At 59.6% G+C, this 14,901-nt stretch carries 15 protein-coding genes and 1 pseudogene; 10 read left to right on the forward strand and 6 right to left on the reverse strand.

Translation table 11 applies throughout. The annotated features are described in order from the left end of the window. Positions 1 to 50 precede the first annotated feature (50 nt). Positions 51 to 311: pseudogene (locus D8U60_RS11265) on the reverse strand (sulfite exporter TauE/SafE family protein); the annotation flags it as partial. A gap of 112 nt (positions 312 to 423) precedes the next feature. Between D8U60_RS11265 and D8U60_RS11270 the strand changes: the two are divergent. Both D8U60_RS11270 and D8U60_RS11275 read left to right on the forward strand, forming a co-directional pair. Beyond that, positions 424 to 1,191 carry a helix-turn-helix transcriptional regulator gene (locus D8U60_RS11270; protein WP_122700259.1) on the forward strand — a complete coding sequence of 256 codons (768 nt, stop codon included), beginning with the start codon at positions 424 to 426 and terminating at the stop codon, positions 1,189 to 1,191. A 93-nt stretch (positions 1,192 to 1,284) separates the two neighbouring features. Further along, positions 1,285 to 1,602, forward strand: a complete 318-nt coding sequence (locus tag D8U60_RS11275; protein WP_039758012.1) for a hypothetical protein — start codon at positions 1,285 to 1,287, stop codon at positions 1,600 to 1,602. 36 nt (positions 1,603 to 1,638) lie between these two features. Here the strand turns inward: D8U60_RS11275 and D8U60_RS11280 are convergent, their stop codons facing one another. Continuing rightward, the gene (locus tag D8U60_RS11280; protein ID WP_130900148.1) at positions 1,639 to 2,694 is read right to left on the reverse strand and encodes an MBL fold metallo-hydrolase; all 1,056 of its coding nucleotides are present in this window, start codon (positions 2,692 to 2,694) and stop codon (positions 1,639 to 1,641) included. Positions 2,695 to 2,905: 211 nt separating this feature from the next. Between D8U60_RS11280 and D8U60_RS11285 the strand changes: the two genes are divergently transcribed. The 3 genes from D8U60_RS11285 (at position 2,906) to D8U60_RS11295 (ending at position 5,879) form a co-directional block, all read left to right on the forward strand. Further along, entirely contained in the window at positions 2,906 to 3,514 is a 609-nt protein-coding gene (locus D8U60_RS11285; RefSeq protein WP_016773570.1) for a TetR/AcrR family transcriptional regulator, read from the forward strand. A 232-nt stretch (positions 3,515 to 3,746) separates the two neighbouring features. Beyond that, positions 3,747 to 5,066 carry a PAS domain-containing methyl-accepting chemotaxis protein gene (locus D8U60_RS11290; protein WP_130900149.1) on the forward strand — a complete coding sequence of 440 codons (1,320 nt, stop codon included), beginning with the start codon at positions 3,747 to 3,749 and terminating at the stop codon, positions 5,064 to 5,066. A 99-nt stretch (positions 5,067 to 5,165) separates the two neighbouring features. Continuing rightward, on the forward strand, positions 5,166 to 5,879 hold the full coding sequence (locus D8U60_RS11295) for a CTP synthase (protein WP_122880457.1): 714 nt from the start codon (positions 5,166 to 5,168) through the stop codon (positions 5,877 to 5,879). 155 nt (positions 5,880 to 6,034) lie between these two features. On the opposite strand, the gene D8U60_RS11300 is transcribed toward D8U60_RS11295, so the two are convergent. Then, positions 6,035 to 6,361: a DUF2025 family protein gene (locus tag D8U60_RS11300; protein WP_130900150.1), complete on the reverse strand. Its 327-nt coding sequence runs from the start codon at positions 6,359 to 6,361 to the stop codon at positions 6,035 to 6,037. 220 nt (positions 6,362 to 6,581) lie between these two features. Between D8U60_RS11300 and D8U60_RS11305 the strand changes: the two genes are divergently transcribed. Next, positions 6,582 to 7,709, forward strand: coding sequence for a glycerophosphodiester phosphodiesterase (locus D8U60_RS11305; RefSeq protein ID WP_130900151.1), 1,128 nt, complete (start codon positions 6,582 to 6,584; stop codon positions 7,707 to 7,709). Between the two features lie 156 nt (positions 7,710 to 7,865). Then, positions 7,866 to 8,171, forward strand: a complete 306-nt coding sequence (locus D8U60_RS11310; RefSeq protein ID WP_030142484.1) for a PepSY domain-containing protein — start codon at positions 7,866 to 7,868, stop codon at positions 8,169 to 8,171. Positions 8,172 to 8,472: 301 nt separating this feature from the next. Here D8U60_RS11310 and D8U60_RS11315 read toward each other — a convergent pair whose 3' ends face one another. Further along, positions 8,473 to 10,095: a methyl-accepting chemotaxis protein gene (locus D8U60_RS11315; protein WP_130900152.1), complete on the reverse strand. Its 1,623-nt coding sequence runs from the start codon at positions 10,093 to 10,095 to the stop codon at positions 8,473 to 8,475. Between the two features lie 273 nt (positions 10,096 to 10,368). Between D8U60_RS11315 and D8U60_RS11320 the strand changes: the two genes are divergently transcribed. Then, positions 10,369 to 11,391, forward strand: coding sequence for a transporter (locus tag D8U60_RS11320; protein ID WP_130900153.1), 1,023 nt, complete (start codon positions 10,369 to 10,371; stop codon positions 11,389 to 11,391). Between the two features lie 138 nt (positions 11,392 to 11,529). On the opposite strand, the gene D8U60_RS11325 is transcribed toward D8U60_RS11320, so the two are convergent. Beyond that, a complete protein-coding gene (locus D8U60_RS11325) occupies positions 11,530 to 12,426 on the reverse strand; it encodes a LysR family transcriptional regulator (protein ID WP_130900154.1) in 897 nt (298 codons plus the stop codon). Between the two features lie 120 nt (positions 12,427 to 12,546). Between D8U60_RS11325 and D8U60_RS11330 the strand changes: the two genes are divergently transcribed. Further along, positions 12,547 to 13,305, forward strand: coding sequence for an SDR family oxidoreductase (locus D8U60_RS11330; RefSeq protein ID WP_122880461.1), 759 nt, complete (start codon positions 12,547 to 12,549; stop codon positions 13,303 to 13,305). Positions 13,306 to 13,366: 61 nt separating this feature from the next. Here D8U60_RS11330 and D8U60_RS11335 read toward each other — a convergent pair whose 3' ends face one another. Then, positions 13,367 to 13,804, reverse strand: coding sequence for a multidrug/biocide efflux PACE transporter (locus D8U60_RS11335; RefSeq protein WP_122700268.1), 438 nt, complete (start codon positions 13,802 to 13,804; stop codon positions 13,367 to 13,369). 89 nt (positions 13,805 to 13,893) lie between these two features. On the opposite strand from D8U60_RS11335, the gene D8U60_RS11340 reads away from it, so the two are divergent. Then, entirely contained in the window at positions 13,894 to 14,748 is an 855-nt protein-coding gene (locus tag D8U60_RS11340) for a LysR family transcriptional regulator (protein WP_073472068.1), read from the forward strand. Positions 14,749 to 14,901 lie beyond the last annotated feature (153 nt).

Below are 14,901 nucleotides of genomic sequence, written 5' to 3' on the forward strand. Positions count from 1 at the left end.
AAGTCGGGGCGTTTGCTGGAACCACCATCAGTGCGTTTTCACACAGTCTGCAATGGCCAGAGGTAGTCCCGGAGCAGATTGCCCGCGCGCTGGTGTTTGCGTGTGGCGATCAGGGCGTTGACGACCATCACGCAGGTCGAGGTGGCCACGGCGATGTGCATGGCCGATTGCGCGATGGGGTCGTCGGCTGCGTGGCTGGCGGTGAGCATGCGATAGAGCAGCGGCACAATGACGAAGCCGCCGCCGAAACCGAAGAGCACGGCGCTGATGCCGGTGAGGCAACCGAACAATGTAAGCAGGAGGTAGAACATGGTGGGCGTCCAGGATCGGGGGAGCCCAGGACATTAGAGCGCGATGCACTGGCCGGCTTCAGTAGTTGGGCCAATAATGTTCGCGTTTACGCCAATCGCTGGAACACGCCTGATGCGCAATATTTCGATCAATCAGCTCGATGACACGGCTCGCCCGGTCGTGGCCATCGGTACCGATTATTCCCACGGTCACCTACTCCCGTTTCATACGCATCGCCGTGGCCAATTGCTCTACGGCGCAACAGGCGTGATGCAAGTCAGCACCCGGAACGGTAATTGGGTGGTGCCGCCGCAGCGCGCGGTGTGGATTCCGCCGGGCGTGGCTCATGAGGTGTTGATGCTCGGGGTGAGCACGCGCAGTGTGTATGTCGAACCGGGCAACGTGGATCTGGGGCCGGACTGCCAAGTGCTCAATGTGTCGCCGCTGCTGCGGCATTTGCTGATGGAAGCGGTGGACGTGCCACTGATGTACGACCAGGCCGGACGCGACGGTGTGCTGATCAACCTGCTGTTGCATGAACTGGCACGCAGCGCGCCCCTTGCCCTACACATTCCCATGCCCGCCGAAGGAAAGCTCCTCAGTCTGTGTCAGACCTTTCTGAACATGCCCAACACCCATCAATCCCCGCAGGATTGGGCCGATCAGTTACACATAAGCTTGCGTACCTTTAACAGATTGTTTCGGCAACAGATCGGGCTCAGCTTTCGTCAGTGGCGTCAGCAGGCGTGCGTCGTGCAGGCGTTGGCACGGTTGGCGGCGGGGGAAGCGGTGACGCGGATTGCCCTGGACTTCGGCTACGAGAGCCCGGCGGCGTTTTCGACGATGTTTCGGCGCGTGCTGGGACAGGCACCGTCCGTCTGGTTGGAGCCGACGAACTAGGCAAATTCGAAAAATGCGTTTGATCCCGGCCGAAAACAACTGTACAAAAACACAGTACATTTTCAATCAGCACTTTTGAGCCCGGAGCACACCATGGCCTCTCTTGCGATGAACCACGTCCTCGAACGCATTGCCCTTTTCCAGTTCACCCCGACCCACTGCGTCCAGGCCCGCGCCATGCTGGGCTGGAGCGTTGAACAACTGTCGCGCGAGGCCGAAGTGGCGGTGGCAGATATCCAGCGGTTCGAAGCGCAGCAGGACGTGGCGGACGCCGCGAGACTGGCACTGGCTTATCGGTTTGAAGCGCAGGGGTTGGTGTTCTTCCCGGGGTTTGCACCGGGGCGCAGTGTCAGGGCGCAGGGTATGGCGGGGGAATCGGTGGGGCGTGGGGATTTTGCGATGGCTGAGTAAGCTGGCGAGGGGGATGCCCCTCACCAACTGAACAAATCACGCGTTCTGTACCACTGCATCACTCTCCTCCTCCACCGCCATCCACCACGCACTCCCCCGTTGTGGATGCGCAAGGTTGAACGCCTCCCCCATCCGCGGTGTGGTAATCGCAATACTGCGTTCCCATGCAAGCGCAAGGATGCGGTCAAACGGTTCGTGCCAGGCGTGCATGGCCAGGTCGAAGGTGCCGTTGTGGATCGGGAAGAGCCAGCGGCCCTTGAGGTCGATGTGGGCTTGCAGGGTTTCTTCCGGTTGCATGTGCACGTGCGGCCATTCGACGTTGTAGGCGCCGGTCTCCATCAGGGTCAGGTCGAACGGGCCGTATTGTTCGCCGATGCGTTTGAAGCCGTCGAAGTAACCGCTGTCGCCGCTGAAGAAGATTCGTGTGTCGGCGTCGATCATCACCCATGACGCCCACAGCGTTCTGTTGCCGTCGAACAGGCCACGGCCGGAGAAGTGCTGCGATGGGGTGGCGATGAAGCGGATACCGGCGATTTCGGTGCCCTGCCACCAGTCGTACTGGCGCACCTTGCTGGCGTCGATGCCCCATTTGATCAGGGTGTCGCCCACGCCCAGCGGAGTCAGGAAGTAAGTGGTTTTGGCGGCGAGTTTGAGCACCGCTTCGTAGTCGAGATGGTCGTAATGATTGTGCGAGAGGATCACTGCTTCGATCGGCGGCAGTTCGTCGATGCTGATCGGTGGTTGGTGGAAGCGTTTCGGACCCGCCCATTGCACCGGCGAGGCGCGCTCGGCGAAGACGGGGTCGGTGATCCAGAATTTGTCGCGCATCTTCAGCAGCAGCGTCGAGTGCCCCAAGCGGTAAACGCTGTGATTGGGCGCTGCGAGCAGATCTTCGCGAGTAAGCGGCTGCACAGGAATGGCGGCGCTCGGACGGGTGTCGCGCGGTTTGTGGAAAATCATGTTCCACATGATCCGCAGCATTTTGCGTACCCCTTCGCGCTGCACCGGCGCATGATTGCGAAACAGCCCTTGATCCTGTCGAGAGGCTTCAGGCGTGGGAGTGTTATCCGGGAGAGAGACTGGATTGGCCATGACTGAACGACTCCGAAAAACCGTGTGCTGCACGGTATTCCACGGGAAATGAAAATGGCCAAGCTGCACGCAAAGGCCAAACGCTCTGGTTTGTAAGGTGCGAGGATTAACGCAACATTACACTGAGCGGTGTAGTTTCTAGGTTGCATCAAAGCCGACGCCAAGTAAACTGCCGAGTGTAATTTCATCCCTTCTCTACTGAAGTCCGCTCATGACCGCTCCACAACGCCTCACCGATCGCAAACGCGAAGCCATCATCCAGGCGGCGATCGCCGAATTCCGTGCCCACGGGTTCGAAATCACCAGCATGGACAAGATCGCCGCCACGGCGGGGGTGTCGAAGCGGACGGTGTACAACCACTTTCCGAGCAAGGAAGAGCTGTTCGCCGAGATCCTTAATCAGTTGTGGGCGCGGATCATTGCCGAGCCGTCGGTGAGCTACGACCGCGAGCAACCGCTGCATGAGCAGCTGCGCCTGATGCTGCGAGAAAAAGTGCAGATGATGGCTGACGAGAATTTTCTCACCCTCGCCCGGGTGGCGATTGCCGCAACCATTCATTCCCCTGAACGTGCGCAGAACATGATCGAGCGCATGGGCGAGCGCGAGGAAGGCCTGACCGTCTGGATACGCGCGGCGCAAGCCGACGGACGGCTCAAACCGGTGGATCCAGAATTTGCCGCGCATCAAGTACAAGGTTTGCTCAAGGCATTCGCGTTCTGGCCGCAGATCTCGCTGGGTCGCGCGGCCCTTGATCCAGACGCGCAGAATGCAGTTGCCGAGTCGGCGCTGGAGATGTTCCTGGCACTGTATCAGCGGTGAATCACTGGCGCGGCGAGCCGCGTACAACTAATTTCGCAAAAAGTTATACAAATTTGTGAAAAATTCCTTTCTTGTACAACTTTATTAAGTTTTGTATAAGTAGCCATCTGCCAGTAACGGAACGCTGGCATTGAGCAGTCACCACCGAATGCCGTCTGTGCATTTCGGTCTGCCGGCGCAGGAATAGGGACTGAATCCTTTTGATTTTCCCCACTTCCCGAGTATCGCAAGCATGTTCTTCAATCGCCAGAAAGCCGCCCTCGCTGAACTGCAACACACCGTTTTTGACCAGGCTGCAATGCTCGAAGCGATCAATCGTTCGATGGCGGTGATCGAGTTCGATCTTGATGGCGTGGTGTTGCGTGCCAATGACAACTTCCTCAAGACCATGGGTTACACGGCTGCCCAGGCGATCGGCCAGCCGCACCGGCATTTCTGCACACCAGAGTTCGGGCGCAGTGCCCAATACACCGAGCTGTGGTCACGCCTGAAAAACGGTCAGTTCCAGTCCGGCACCTTCGAACGGGTCGACAGCAAAGGCCAGCCGATCTGGCTCGAGGCCAGTTACAACCCGATCAAGGATGCGTCGGGACGGGTGATCAAAGTGGTCAAGTACGCGATGGATGTCACCGCCAAGGTACAGCAGGAGAACGAGGCCAACGCCAAGCTGCAGGCGATCGATCGCGCGATGGCGGTGATCGAGTTCGATCTCGACGGCAACATTCTTACCGCCAACCAGAATTTTCTCACGCGCATGGGTTACAGCCTCGCAGAGCTCAAGGGCCAGCATCACCGCCTGTTCTGCACCCCGGCGCTGGTCAACAGCGGCGCCTATCAGGATTTCTGGCGGCGCCTGAATCAGGGCGAGTTCTTCCACGGGCAGTTCGAGCGCGTGGACAAACGCGGTCAGATCGTCTGGCTGGAGGCCAACTACAACCCGGTCTACGACGCTTCGGGGCGCTTGTACAAAGTCGTGAAGTTCGCGTCTGACGTTACCACCCGTGTCGAGCAACACGAGCAGGACGCACGCAGTGCCAGCACCGCTTATCACATCTCGGTAGCGACACGGAAAGTCGCCGAGCAAGGTACGCAAGTGATTCAACAGGCTGCCAGCGAAATGCGCGAAATCGCCGAGGACATCAGCCAGTCCTCAACGCTGATCGCGCAACTGGGCGACCGCTCCGAGCAAATCACCGCCATCGTCAACACCATCCGCGCGATCGCCGATCAGACCAACCTGCTCGCCCTCAACGCCGCCATCGAAGCCGCGCGCGCCGGTGAACAGGGCCGCGGCTTTGCCGTGGTGGCCGATGAAGTACGGCAACTGGCGGCGCGCACCAGCGGCTCCACCGCGGAGATCTCCACCATGATCAGTCTGATCCAGAGCGAAACACGGCAGGCGATCAAGAGCATGCAAGGCACCCGCGACCGCGCCGCAGAAGGCGTGGAACTGGCCAATCAGGCCGGCACGGTGATTCTGCAGATTCGCGATGGCGCCAGTGAGGCGGTGGATGCGGTGAGCATGTTTGCCAATGAGCGGGTGTCGGGGTAATGGCGGTAGTCTCAGGCACCAGGTAAAACTCGGGATAGTGGGATGGCAATCACGCGATCTATAGTGACTGCCATCCTTCAGCAAGCGCAGGGAAATCCCATGGAAAATCGCGCCGTCCGCATCGCCCTGGTTGGCGATTACGACCCCCAAGTCACCGCCCACCAAGCGATTCCGGTTGCACTCGGCCTGGTCGCCGAACACCTGCAACGCACCGTGCAGTTCGAGTGGCTGGCCACTGAAGAGATCGGCACCGACACTGCGCTGACTCAATTCGATGGGTTCTGGTGTGTACCCGCCAGCCCTTATAAAAGTGAAGACGGTGCGCTAAGGGCAATCCGCTTTGCCCGCGAGCAAGGGCGACCTTTCCTCGGCACCTGTGGCGGTTTTCAGCACGCGGTTCTGGAATATTCGCGCAATGTGCTGGGCTGGGCCGACGCCGAGCATGGGGAAACCTCGCCAGAATCCGAACGCGCTGTGCTCACGCCGCTGAGCTGCTCGCTGGTTGAAGCCATCGACGTCATTCACCTCCAGCCCGGCTCGTTGATCGCCAAGGCGTACGAAAAGTCTGAAATTGAAGAAGGCTACCGCTGCCGCTACGGCGTGAATCCGCAGTTCGAACAGCATTTGATGAGCGATCAGCTACAAGCGGTAGGCCGTGATTCGGAGGGGGATCTGCGCGCTATCGAACTTAAAAGTCATCAGTTTTTCGTCGCCACGCTGTTCCAGCCGGAACGCGCCGCCCTCAAGAACAAAACTCCGCCGCTGGTACGGGCATTTGTGAAGGCTTGTGTGAACTCCACTATGCCGGGTTGAATGCAGGTGTGTAGCTGAACCTTGAACCTAGCGATGTCTCAACCGGCCTCTTCGCGGGCAAGCCCGCTCCCACAGGTACAGCGTGCTCTTCAATACAATGCATAAACTGTGGGAGCTGGCTTGCCAGCGAATGGCCATTAAGTCACCGATCCACCTCAACCGCGCACCAGACTCCGCACCGCAACAATCTCCGGCACTTCAACCTTGCTCATGTAAACCCGTAACGGTTCGGTGAGGTTGATGCGGTCGTCGATGTGTTGATCGAGCAGCAACTGAATCAATTCGCGCTTGAGGGTCATGGTGGTGTCCGACGCCTTCGCCCAGACGAATTCGCTGGCCGGGATGATGCCGTCGCCGGCCACGTCCATGCCGAAGGAATCTTCGCTGAAGCGCACGATGTACTGGCCGGTCTTGCGGTTGAGGCCGACGAAGCCTTTGAGATCGTCGGCGGCCTGGCAGATGAGTTGGGAGGTGATGCGCATGGTAAACCTCACGAAAGATGATCGATGGTTTACACGCAGGGCAATGTAGCGGCGCGCCCTCTGCCGGGGCGTCAGCCGAGGGCAAGCGTACTGCAAACAGCGCCACAAAAGTGCAGGAAATTTCCGTTTTGCTCGGTTTATGTCGGTCTGGCGATAGCCCTGCGGCGCTTCAATTGTTAAAAGGTACGTCTCGAAAAAAACCTGCGAAAGGAACTCGACCATGCCTGCCACTTTTACCCGAAGCGCTCTGGTGCTGAGTCTGTTGTTCGGCCTCGGTCAGGCGCATGCCGCCAGCCACCCGGAGCCCAAGGCAATCGCTGCCGCCCATGGCATTCCGCATCCTGCGGTGATCGCCCACCGTGGCGCGTCGTTCGATGCCCCGGAGTCCACCGCTGCGGCCTACAAACTGGCCCGTGACCTCGGCGCCGATTACCTGGAAATGGATTTGCAGCGCAGCAAGGACGGCGTGCTCTTCGCCCTGCACGACGACAACCTGCAACGCACCACCGACGTCGCCAGCAAATTCCCCGAGCGCAAGGACAGCCCGGCCACCGCGTTCACCATGGCCGAACTGAAAACCCTTGATGCCGGCAGCTGGTTCAACAGCAAATATCCTGACCGCGCACGCCCCTCCTACGCCGGGCTGAAGATTCTTACCCTCGATGAAATCATCGACATCGCCCGCGCCAACCCGCAGCACAAGCCGGGCCTGTACATCGAAACCAAAGAGCCGCAGCTGTTTCCCGGCATCGAACATGACCTCAAGGAAAAACTCCAGGATCGCGGCTGGCTGAGCCCGGCCGGTTCGAAACTGGCGAAAAGTGCGCTCCGCGTCGGTCAGGGCAAAGGCAAGGTGATCCTGCAGACCTTCGATAAAAGCAGCCTGCAATTGCTGGAAAAGGAAATGCCGCAAGTGCCGAAGATTCTGCTGTTGTGGGTCGGCGAAGGCAGCATCGAGCCTAAATCCGCCGTGACGTTTGCCGCGTCCGGCGAGAAAGACAAAAACGTTTTCTACGGCAAGCAGGAACCGAAGTCGGAAGCGGAATTCAAGCAATGGGTCGACTACGCCAAGGCCCAGGGCGCGATCGGCACCGGCCCTTCTGCGAAGCTGACCCATGGTGGTGACCAGAGTTACTCCGACCTGGTGCAACCGTGGATGAATCAGTACACCCACGATCAGGGCATGCTGGTGCACGTTTATACGGTCGACGAGGCGGTGGACTACGAGAAAGTCATGGCAGCGGGTGTCGACGGCATCTTTACCAACCGCGCCAGTGAACTGTTGAAGTTTTATAAGCGTCCGGCTGTTGGCAGTGTTGATGAGGTTCTGAAGAAGAACGGTTTCTAAGTTGTTATCGAGTCGCCTGCTTCGCGAGCAGGCTCGCTCCCACAAAGAGCAGTTTTATCGCGAAGCAGAGATTTAAGGGTGAGTTAAGTTGCGCTGGTTAATCTGAACCCACTTACACAGATCAACCACTTCAACGCACTGCCAAGGAATGAACCGATGAAAACTTTGACTGCCCTGTTTACCGCCGCTGCCCTGACCCTCACCGCTGGCCTGGCTCAGGCTGATGTTCGCATCGACCAGATCCCGCAACTGGTCAAGGACGGCAAGATCAAGTCGCTGGAATCGATGAACGCCGAAGCACTGAAACTGCACCCGGGCGCAACGATTACCGACACCGACCTGGATAACCACTTCAATGGTTACGAGTATGAAGTCGAACTTAAGACTGCTGACGGCAAAGAGTTCGACGTGGACTTTGATGCCACCACCGGTAAAGTGCTGAGCAACAAGCAAGACACTTGATAGACCGCTGTTAAAGAGCCGCACGATTTAACGATCGTGCGGCTTTTTTGTGGCTGCCGTTTGGCGTGAGGTTTGGGGTGACTGGGAAATCGATTCCCCCTCACCCCAGCCCTCTCCCCCAAGGGGGGCGAGGGGGAAAGGGAGCAGATCGGGGGCTTTTCAAGACCAGAGTTCACCTCGACATTTCCGGTCGACGTATCTCTAACAATCAACACGGTCAGTCCCCTCTCCCGTGGGAGAGGGCTAGGGTGAGGGCCAAGCCATCACACCGAAAACACTGACATACCACGACCCAAACCAATCAAGCACTCAACCGCGCCGTCACCTCATTCAACTGCCCCGACAATCCGTGCAGGTTCTGACTGGCACTTTCGGTGCGCTGCACGTTGTCGAGGTTGGTGCTGGCAATCGCAGTGATTTCAGTCAGGTTGCGCGAGATATCCTCGGCCACTGAAGTCTGCTCCTCAGCGGCCGTGGCGATCTGCCGGTTCATGTCGCGAATCGCCTCCACCGCCAAGGTGATGCGCTCCAGCATCGCGCCGGCCTGGGTCACCTGTTCGACGCTTTCATCACTGCGCGCCTGGCCGCTCTCGATAGCCTGCGCGGCATCGACAGCGCCGGTCTGCACGTTCTGAATGATCTGGTTGATCTCGATGATCGACTCCGCCGTGCGCTGAGCGAGGTTGCGCACCTCATCGGCGACAACCGCAAAACCACGCCCGGCCTCACCCGCCCGCGCCGCTTCGATGGCTGCGTTGAGCGCCAGCAGGTTGGTCTGTTCGGCGATGCCACGAATCACTTCCAGCACCTTGCCGATACGACCGCTGTCGGTTTCCAGGCGACGGATCACCGTGGCGGTGTTGGCGATTTCGCCGCGCATCTGCGTGATCGAGTGAATGGTGGTTTGCATGACCTTTTCACCCTGCTGCGCCGACTGATCGGCATCGTCCGCAGCGCGCGCGGCATCGGCGGCATGACGGGCGACTTCCTGGGCGGTGGCGGACATTTCATTCATCGCCGTGGCCACTTGATCAGTGCGGTTGAATTGCTCGCTGGTGCCGCCGGCCATGGTCGTGGCAATGGCGTTCAACTCGCCGCTGGCGCTGTCCAGATCACCGGCGCTGCGTTGCAAGCGAGTGAAGGTGTCCGCCAGAAAATCGCGCAGAGTGTTCGCTGCGGCGGCGAGGTTGCCCAGTTCATCGCGACGCTCGCTGACAACACGTTCAGCCAACTGCCCACGGCTCAAGCGGGTGACGTAATCGATGAGGTTGCGGATCGGCTCGATCAGGTTGCGGCTGACCAGCCACAGGCTCAGCAGACCGATCAACAAGCCTGACGCGAGCATCACCAACAGCCCCAGCCAAACGGTGCGCTCAGCGCTGGCGCTGATCAACGCCGATTGCGCGGTGCCCTGCTCGCGCAGCTCGGCGACCAGTGCGCTCATCTGCTCGCTGGTGGCGCGATCAACGCCTTTGACCGCTGCGTCGCCGGCGCTCGGATCACCACCGGCAGCGACGTAGGCATCGCGGCCTTTCTGGTAGGCCGCGCCCAACTGGCGATGCTCTTCGCGCAAGCGTTCGATGCGGGATTTGAGATTGGCCTCGATGCCTTTTTGGCCGGCCAGTTCGCCGAGAATGTTCTGCACGTCGCGCTGGCGCTCTTCGAACTGGCTCCAGTATTTCGCCAGATCCGCCGGTTGCTTGCCGCGCAGCAGGACGTTTTTCCATTCCTGCACCTGCACTTTGAATTGCAGGTTGGCTTCATCGATCAGTTGCGACGTGTGCAACGGGCCGGCGATCAACTGGCTATAGCTTTGCACGCCGTTGGAGAGGAAATGAAAGCAGGCCAGCGCGATCAACAATATCGCCAGCAGACTGCCGCTCAGCAGGGCGAGAATTTGCGTTCTCAGGGATTTTTGCAGCATTGCAAGGTACTCGAAGCAGGGATGAGGCACGCCCGAGCGGACGTGAAAAATGGCCGGACTTCCCTGTCGACGTACCATGACCGAAAGCCAATGGCGCGCAACCTAACTCAACCGAGATCGGCGCGCCAGAGCGCTTCTTGAGAATCTTCCGACAGTCGGTAACGCGTTGATTTGCAGTCACTTTACTGTCACAAAACGGTCATGTTGGCTTGCGATGATGCCGCACAGGTGAACCTGAAAATCCCCCACCAGACACCCTCGCAGCGAGCCGCCATGAACCACAGCCTCGATATCAGCCATCGCGCCCCGGACCTGTTTGGCTTGCTCTACGGCTTTCGCTTCCTGCCCGGGGAGCGCGGGCGCGAGATCGATTCGGCGACGGCTTTGCGCTGTTTGCAGGATGACGGTGACAGCGAAGAGTTTCTCTGGCTGCACCTGAACCTGGCCCATGCCGCGTGCGAGCGCTGGATGAAAAGTCATCTGCAATTGCCCGAGGAGTTTTTCGAAGCGCTGCACGAAGGTTCGCGTTCGACGCGCATCGAGCATGTCGATTCGGCGCTGCTGGCGGTGGTCAACGATGTGGTGTTCAACCTCAGCAGCATGGTCTCCTCCGACGTGTCGACGCTGTGGGTCTGCGTGCGCAGCAAACTGATCGTCAGTGCGCGCCTGCAACCGCTGCATTCGGTGGACAAGTTGCGCTCGTCGGTGAAGGCCGGCGAATGCTTTCGCTCGCCCTCGGAACTGCTCGTGCATTTGCTGCGCGATCAGGGCGAAGTGCTGACGCAGATCGTGCGCAAGACCAGCCTGAGTGTCGATCAGGTCGAAGACGAACTGCTCTCCTCGCGCCTGTCGACCAACCGCGCCGAACTTGGCGCCAACCGTCGCGTGCTGGTGCGACTGCAACGGCTGCTGGCGTTGGAGCCAGGGTCGTTGCTGCGCCTGCTCAATCGTCCGCCGCCGTGGTTGCAGAAGGAGGACGTCAAGGAGTTGCGCAAATCCACCGAGGAGTTTGCGCTGATCATCAACGACCTCACCGCCCTCGGCGAGCGGATCAAATTGCTGCAGGAAGAGATCGCCGCCAACCTCAACGAACAAAGCAACCGCACGCTGTTCACCCTGACGGTGGTGACAGTGCTGGCCTTGCCGATCAACATCATTGCCGGTTTTTTCGGCATGAATGTCGGCGGCGTGCCGCTGTCCCAGGACCCGCACGGATTTTGGGTGCTGGTCGCGTTGGTGGCGACGTTCACCGTGATTGCCGGGCGCTGGGCGTTTCGCAAGCGTTGGGATTATTGAGCGCAAATCCCACACACAAGACAGTCCTCCCTGTGGGAGCGAGCCTGCTCGCGAAGTCGGTGTGTCAGATAAATCAATGTTGAATGACATGGCGCTTTCGCGAGCAGGCTCGCTCCCACAGGGGGAAAGTGCTCAATGTCAGAGTGTTGAACGTACGACCTCGCCGAGCCAATCCATAAACACCCGCACCCGCAGCGGCAAATGCCGTTGCCGCGCGTACAACAACGAAATCGCCATCGGCGGTGCGGTGTGTTGCGGCAGTACGGTCACCAGTTCGCCATTTTCCAGATGCGGCTGCATGCCGGTGCGCGGTACCTGCGTCAGGCCGAAGCCGCCCAGGCACGCCGCTTCATAGGCATCGGTGCTGTTGACCGTGACACTGCCGGCCATCGCCACGCGCCGCACCTCGCCGTTTTCCTCATAGACGAACCCTTCCGAACGCGAGCCCAGTACGCCGACGTAATGCACCAGCCGATGCTGCGCCAGATCCTCGATGGTCTGCGGCACGCCGTAACGTTGCAGGTAAGCCGGGCTGGCGCAATTGACCATCGGGAAGTCGCCGAGATGCCGGGCGACCACCGACTGATCCGGCTGCGCGCCGATGCGCAATACGCAGTCGAAACCTTCGCTCAGCAGATCGACACGGCGATCGGTGCTGCTGATTTCCATCTGCAGATTCGGGTGGCGATCCATGAATTCCGGCAGGCGCGGCATGATCAAGCGTCGCGCGAGGATGTTCGGCATGTCGACGCGGATGCACCCGGTCAGCGAAGCCTCGTCCTGACGGAACAGCCCTTCGATTTCATCCATGTGCGAGAGCAGATCTTTGCTGCGTTCATACAGCACCAGTCCATCCTGAGTGGCCTGCACCTTGCGCGTGGTGCGCTGCAACAGCCTCGTGCCGAGCAAGGCTTCGAGCGCCTGCACCTGTTCGGACACCGTGGAGCGCGGCAGGCCGAGGCTTTCCCCGGCGAGAGTGAAACTCGACATTTCGCTGACCCGGACGAAGGTGCGCAGCAGTTCCAGTTTGTTCATGACAAGCCCCGGTGATTGTTCGGCTGAGCCGATCAGTGATTCCGCTTATGCCGTGTTTATCACCTCAGGGCGGATAAATAAACTTCTTCCATCCCGCTCAACGCAATCGAGGAAGTCAGCATGAACCGCAAAATCGCACTGATCACTGGCGCCAGTCGTGGCCTGGGCCGCAGCGCCGCCCTGCACCTCGCCGCGCAAGGCATCGACATCATCGGCACCTACAACAGCCGCGCCGACGAGGCCCAAGCGCTGGTCACTGAATTGCAGGCGCTCGGCGCGAAAGCGGCGATACTGCAACTGGACGTCGGCCGCAGCGAAAACTTCGCCGCGTTTGCCGCGCAGGTTGAACAGGTATTGGGGCAAACCTTTGAGCGTCAGCGCTTTGATTTCCTGATCAACAACGCCGGGGTCGGCGTGCATGCGCTGTTCAGCGAAACCACCCCGGAGCAGTTCGATCTGCTGATGAACGTGCAGTTGAAAGGACCGTTCTTCCTGACTCAGCAACTGCTGCCGCTGATCAATGACGGTGGGCGCATCGTCAATATCTCCAGCGGCCTGACCCGCTTCAGCCTGCCCGGTTATGGCGCTTATGCGGCAATGAAAGGTGCGATGGAAGTGCTGACGCGTTATCAGGCGAAAGAGCTCGGCGCACGGCGGATTGGCGTGAACGTTCTGGCGCCGGGGGCGATTGAAACCGATTTTGGCGGTGGCACGGTGCGCGATAACAGCGCGGTCAACGCGATGGTCGCCAGCAATACCGCGCTGGGTCGGGTCGGGCTGCCGGATGATATTGGCGGTGCACTGGCGCTGCTGCTGTCAGAGGGTGGACAGTGGATCAACGGTCAGCGGGTCGAGGCATCCGGCGGCATGTTTCTCTGACTTCGTGCCCGATGACTCACCTTTGTGGTGAGGGAATTTATCCCCTCACCACAGGTTTACCTCAGCTTTCACATGCGCGGCGGGTCATGAAGCGCTCGCGCAGGACGTCATAACCCCAGTGGTAGACGTAGGTGTACGGCAGGAAGAACAGCAGCACGCCAATGTCGAGCAACAACGCCTGCCACAGGCTGACCGACAGCCACCAGGCAATCAGCGGCACGCCCATCACGATCAGCCCGCCTTCGAACAGCAACGCATGCACCACACGGACCCAGGCGTTGTGCGGCAGATTCATCCGCGCCAATGCACGGTCGAAAAAACGGTTGAACACCACGTTCCACGCCAGCGCCAGCAGCGCGATCAACACGGTCACCGCGCCCATGTCGAGCAGCGGCTTTTGCATGATCCATGCGAGCAGCGGTGTGCAGATCAGGATCGCGAGAAACTCGAAACCAACCGCCTGGAAAACACGTTCGGTGATGGACTTGTGGGCAGTCATGGCCTGACTCCTTGTTTGACGATGGTTGCCATGATGCAACTGAATACCGATACTTCAAAACCAATAACCATCGATCAAGGCGATAGTTCATGGCTTCGCAGGAAGTACTGTTGGCGTTTGTCCAGGCAGCGACGCAAGGCTCATTTTCCGCAGCGGCGCGCAAACTGGGGCGCAGTCAGTCGACCATTAGCGCGGCAGTGGCAAGCCTGGAGATCGATCTGGACCTGCAACTGTTCGACCGCAGCAGCCGCAAGCCCACGCTCACCCCCGCCGGCCACGTCATGCTGCAGAAAGCCGAGGCGATTCTGGCCGCCACCAGTCGCTTGGAGATGAGCGCGCGGCAATTGGCCCAAGGTGTGGAACCGAAACTGACCGTGGCGATTTCCGACACTTATCAGTCCTATCGTTTCGAGGCGGCGCTGGTGGATTTCGAGCAGCGTTATCCGGAGCTTGAGCTGGAATGCCTGATTGCCGAATGCGAAGACCTGATCGAGCTGGTCCAGCGCGGCCGGGCGCATTTGGCCTTCGCGGAAATGCAGGATAACTACCCGCCGGATCTTGTGACCTCCACTGTGGCCGAGCGCACGGAGATAGCCCTGTTCGTCAGCCGCGAGCATGCGTTGGCGAAGCTTGAGCATGTGGATCAGCAGATCCTCGAGCAACATCGCGAATTGCGGCTGGCGACCATCGTCAATCCCTACGACAGTCGCGGCAAAGGCCGGGTGTGGTCGGCGCCGAGTTACCTGATGCTGCTGGAAATGGCGGAAAAAGGCTTTGGCTGGGCACCGTTGCCGAGGTGGCTGGTGCAGCGTTATGCCAATGATTTGCTGATAGAGCTCGACGTGCGCGGCTGGCCGAAACCGGTGTTTGTCGACGCCTTGTGGTCGCGCTTGTATCCGCCGGGGCCGGCGGGGAGCTGGTTGCTCAGCAAGATGCTTGAATAAGCGCTTGAGATCAAAAGCCCCTCACCCCAGCCCTCTCCCGGAGGGAGAGGGGGCCGACCGAAGTATCTGGCGTTATGCATCGACCTGAAAAACCTTATCGATTATGGATTCAAGACAATTCGTTCAAGTCGGTGAATCCCTCCAATATCCCCC

Source organism: Pseudomonas sp. Sample_11, from assembly GCF_004307505.1.
Classification (GTDB): domain Bacteria; phylum Pseudomonadota; class Gammaproteobacteria; order Pseudomonadales; family Pseudomonadaceae; genus Aquipseudomonas; species Aquipseudomonas atacamensis.